4 protein-coding genes are annotated in these 4,584 nt (G+C 46.0%); all 4 read left to right on the top strand.

Translation table 11 applies throughout. The annotated features are described in order from the left end of the window. Nucleotides 1-843: undecaprenyl-phosphate glucose phosphotransferase (locus AB5026_RS18595; RefSeq protein WP_368214127.1), on the top strand; the 843-nt coding region annotated here is incomplete at its 5' end. 18 nt (nt 844-861) lie between these two features. Further along, a complete protein-coding gene (locus tag AB5026_RS18600) occupies nt 862-2,214 on the top strand; it encodes an LCP family protein (RefSeq protein ID WP_092072540.1) in 1,353 nt (450 codons plus the stop codon). Nucleotides 2,215-2,285: 71 nt separating this feature from the next. Beyond that, the gene (locus AB5026_RS18605) at nt 2,286-3,215 is read left to right on the top strand and encodes a glycosyltransferase family 2 protein (RefSeq protein ID WP_021651914.1); all 930 of its coding nucleotides are present in this window, start codon (nt 2,286-2,288) and stop codon (nt 3,213-3,215) included. Between the two features lie 150 nt (nt 3,216-3,365). Continuing rightward, nucleotides 3,366-4,584: S1C family serine protease (locus AB5026_RS18610; protein ID WP_368214128.1), on the top strand; the 1,219-nt coding region annotated here is incomplete at its 3' end.

Genomic DNA, 4,584 nt, shown 5'->3' on the forward strand with positions numbered 1-4,584 from the left:
ACTTATAAGGGCGTTAAGGTGATCGGTCGAATCGCCAATCTGATGATCATCCTTCCATCCAGTCGTCTGGATGAGATAGCCATTACCCTGGGCTTAAGTGAGTATTATCGTCTGGAAGAGATCGTTGCACTCTGTGAAAAATCCGGCGTGCACACAAAATTTATTCCGGATTATAATAATATTATTCCGACCAAACCATATACAGAAGATATTCTCGGGCTTCCGGTGATCAATATCCGGTATGTGCCCCTGAGCAACACGTTTAATGCACTGATCAAGAGATCTATGGATATTGCAGGCGCGATCGTTGCGATCATTGTGTCCTCACCAGTGATGCTAGTGTTGTGTATGCTGATCAAGCTGACTTCGCCGGGACCGCTGATCTATAAGCAGGAACGTGTCGGGCTTCATAATCAGACTTTCCGGATGTATAAATTCCGTTCCATGGAGATCCAGAAAGAATCAGAAGAAAAAAAGGCGTGGACAGTAAAGAACGATCCAAGAGTTACCGGAATCGGTAAATTTATGCGTCATACCAGTCTGGATGAGCTTCCACAGCTTTTTAACATTCTGAAGGGTGAGATGAGTCTTGTGGGACCAAGACCGGAGCGGCCGTTTTTTGTAGAAAAGTTTAGGGAGGAGATACCACGTTATATGGTCAAGCATCAGGTGCGGCCGGGTCTTACCGGGTGGGCACAGGTAAATGGCTATCGTGGAGATACTTCTATCAGAAAAAGGATAGAGTGTGATCTGTATTATATCGAAAACTGGTCTGTGGGATTTGATATAAAGATCATGTTTCTTACCATATTCAAAGGATTTATTAATAAGAACGCATACTAAAAAGGGGAAAAGGAAAAGATGTCAAAACCTCGGAAAAAAAGCAAGAAGATTTTATTTATCCTGGAGATCGTCGTACTGCTCCTGTTTATCGGAGGTCTGTTCGTTTATGGTCAGATCTCAGCCAAACTGGATAAGATCGACATCCAGGAAACAGATCTTGCAGACCAGGATATTGTAACCAATGATCAGGCACCGCAGATGACGGGATATACCACCTATGCACTGTTCGGACTGGACCACAGAAGCAAGAATGAGAAGCTGAATACAGAGAACAGTGATACCATCATCATTGCGAGTATCAACAATGATACAAAGGCAGTCAAACTTGTGTCTGTCTATAGAGATACCCTTCTCAATGTAAAGGATGATACCTATTCCAAAGCCAATTCGGCATATGCATTTGGCGGACCGACCAACGCGGTTTCCATGCTGAATACGAATCTGGATCTGAATATCACAGATTATGTTGCCATTGATTTTAATGCGCTGGTAACTGTGGTAGACTGCCTCGGAGGATTGGACATCCCTCTTTCCTATGCGGAGATCGTTCATATGAACAATTACTGTGTGGAGACATCAGAGGAAACCGGAAAGAGCTACACACCGATCGAACTGCCGGATCCGAAGCCGGAGGATGAGGAAGCGATCGTAGATACCTATCATCTTAATGGTGTACAGGCTACCTCCTACTGCCGTATCCGTTATACTGCAAGTCTTGATATGGGACGTACCGAGAGACAGAGACGAGTGATCCAGATGATCGTAGATAAGGCGAAAAAGGCAGGACTTTCCACTATCTTTGATATTATGGATCAGGTATTCCCGATGGTCAAAACTTCTGTTTCCAAAACAGAGATCCTGAAGATGATCCCGGCTATGATCGGCTATAGTATTGATGAAACTACAGGCTTCCCCAATGATTATAAATTTGCTCAGGTAAAGGGCAGCGTTATCGTACCTACCACACTGGAATCCAATGTTCTGAAGATGCATCAGTTTCTGTATGGAGACACCAGTTACACTCCGACGCAGGATGTACTCAACAGAAGTGCCCAGATCACAAATATCGCAGGCGGAGGCGACGTGCAGGACACTGCACCTGCGGTGACAGATACACCGAATGACGCAACGGATGATTCGTACACGTGGCAGGGAGATACATCCACAGATTACAGCAGTACGGACACAAGTGATGATGCTGATTACAGCACAGACACAGATTATGATTCGGATTACTCCGGAGACGATTACAGCACAGATACGGATTATTCCGGAGACGATTACAGCACAGATACGGACTATTCCGGAGGCGATTCCGATACGGATTATAACGATTATACCGACGGAGAAGATTATTCGGAGAATGAATAAAACATCAAAATAAGCAACCAGCAGAAGGGACCATCCAGTAACGGGTGGTCCTTTCTGGACAGGAGACAAATATGAAAACATTAAAAACAGACGTGATCATCCCGGCATACCGTCCGGGAGAAGAATTTGAAAAACTGCTGGAAAGACTCAGCGCACAGAAATATCCTATCAATAAGATCCTTGTCATGAATACAGAAAAGAAATTCTGGAAAGAGACCTGGGAACAGGAATATCCGCTTGTGGAAGTCCGGCATCTTACAAAAGAAGAATTTGACCATGGCGGTACCAGAAGGCAGGCGGCAGAGCTTTCGGATGCGGAGATCCTTGTATTTATGACACAGGATGCAATGCCGGCAGACAGGGAACTGATCGGAGCACTGGTAGGAGCTCTTGCAGAGAATCCACAGGCAGGAGCCGCTTATGCGCGTCAGCTTCCAAAAAAGGACTGCAGATTTCTGGAAAAATATACCCGTTCCTTTAATTATCCGGAACAGTCCTGTCTGAAAACGGAAAAAGATGTACAGACCTACGGGATCAAAACCTATTTCTGCTCCAACGTTTGTGCTGCTTATGATCACAGGATCTATGATGAGATTGGTGGATTTCCGGAGCATGCTATTTTTAATGAAGATATGATCTATGCAGGCTGGATGGTAAAAAAAGGCTATGGAGTTGCCTATGTATCAGAAGCGCGTGTATATCATTCTCACAATTATACCTGTATGCAGCAGTTCCACAGGAATTTTGATCTGGGAGTTTCCCAGGCGGAGCATCCGGAGGTTTTTGAGGGTGTGCCATCTGAAGGTGAGGGCATCCGACTGGTAAAAAAAAGCATGGCATATCTTCTGAAAACAGGCCACATATGGCTGATCCCCGGACTGTTTTTGCAAAGTGTCTCCAAATACGCCGGATATTTTCTCGGAAAACGATACAAAAAGCTCCCTGAAAAAATGATCCGCTCCTGCACCATGAATCCGGAATACTGGAAAAAGAACAAATAAGAGCAGGTCACGGTTTTTTAAAAGAGATATCACAGTTTAAACACAATTCCCTGTTAAACTGTCTTTTATAAGAGAAATAAATGTTACTGAGAACGGAGTGAGCAGTAACAGATACATGCATCAGATAACATAGAAGGGAGCACCAGAGGCATGAGTGAAGAGAATAAATGGGGGACAGGCTTGCCGGATGAGGATAAGAATGCTTCGGCAGAACAGAAACCGCTGACGCATCCTTATTCTGAGGGACGCAGGATGCAGGAGAGCGGACAGGACAGTTATGCAGGTGCCGGACAGAGTGAAGGCACTTCGCAGGAGAAACCAAAATACGGACATTATGAGGTGCATCAGCCTCAGGCCGGTAATTATGCCGGTGGAAATATACCGCCCAAAAAGCCGCGGAAAAAGAGAGATTTTTCAGGCCACAACAGCTTTGGAAAGAAAGCAGCCACTGTGGTGGCACTGGCTGTGATCTTTGGGCTGGTAGCCGGAGTAGTTTTTCAGGGTGTGAATATTGCAGCAGATAAATACAGAGGAAATGACAGCAGTACAACGATCGGAAAGACAGAAACAGTTACCGGGACAGAGGACAGTACTGACAGTAGCTCTGCGGATTCTACTGTGAAGGATATTGTGGCAGAGAGTGGTACAGTGGCCGGTGTAGCCCAGGCAACCATGTCTTCTATCGTTGCCATTACATCTGTCAGTGTGCAGGAAATCCCAAGCTTTTTCGGATATGGAACGAGGCAGTATCAGAGTGCAGGAAGTGGTTCCGGTATTATTGTAGGAGAAAATGACAGCGAGCTTCTCATTGCGACTAACAACCATGTGGTATCTGGAGCGACTACACTTACTGTGTGCTTTGCAGGCAGTGATGTGGTAGGAGCGGAAGAAGAAACCCAGGCTATGGCAAGCAGCTCCGATGGAGATGCGGATGTGGATAATGCAGTTTCTGCCAAGATCAAAGGCACCGATGAAGAGAATGATCTGGCAGTGGTGGCAGTGGAGAAATCCGATATTCCGGATGAGACCATGGATGAGATCAAGATCGCACAGATGGGAAGCTCGGACGATCTTGTAGTTGGTGAGCAGGTGGTTGCCATTGGCAATGCACTGGGCTATGGACAGTCAGTTACCTCCGGATGGATAAGTGCCCTTAACAGAAGCATTAGTACAGAGGACGGAGAAGCCAGCGGACTGATCCAGACTGATGCAGCAATCAATCCCGGAAATAGTGGCGGTGCACTTCTGAACATGAACGGTGAAGTGATCGGTATCAATGCGGCCAAGTATGCAGACAGTCAGGTGGAAGGCATGGGATATGCCATTCCGATCTCCAAGGCAGAGCCGATCCTGGAAGAACTGATGAACC

The organism is Blautia sp. RTP21359st1_E11_RTP21359_211015 (assembly GCF_040910705.1).
In the GTDB taxonomy this organism is placed as follows: Bacteria; Bacillota; Clostridia; order Lachnospirales; family Lachnospiraceae; genus Blautia_A; species Blautia_A fusiformis.

Coding starts and splice junctions, on each gene's coding strand:
- AB5026_RS18605 (WP_021651914.1), top strand. CDS start 2,286: ATGAAAACATTAAAAACAGACGTGATCATCCCGGCATACCGTCCGGGA.
- AB5026_RS18600 (WP_092072540.1), top strand. CDS start 862: ATGTCAAAACCTCGGAAAAAAAGCAAGAAGATTTTATTTATCCTGGAG.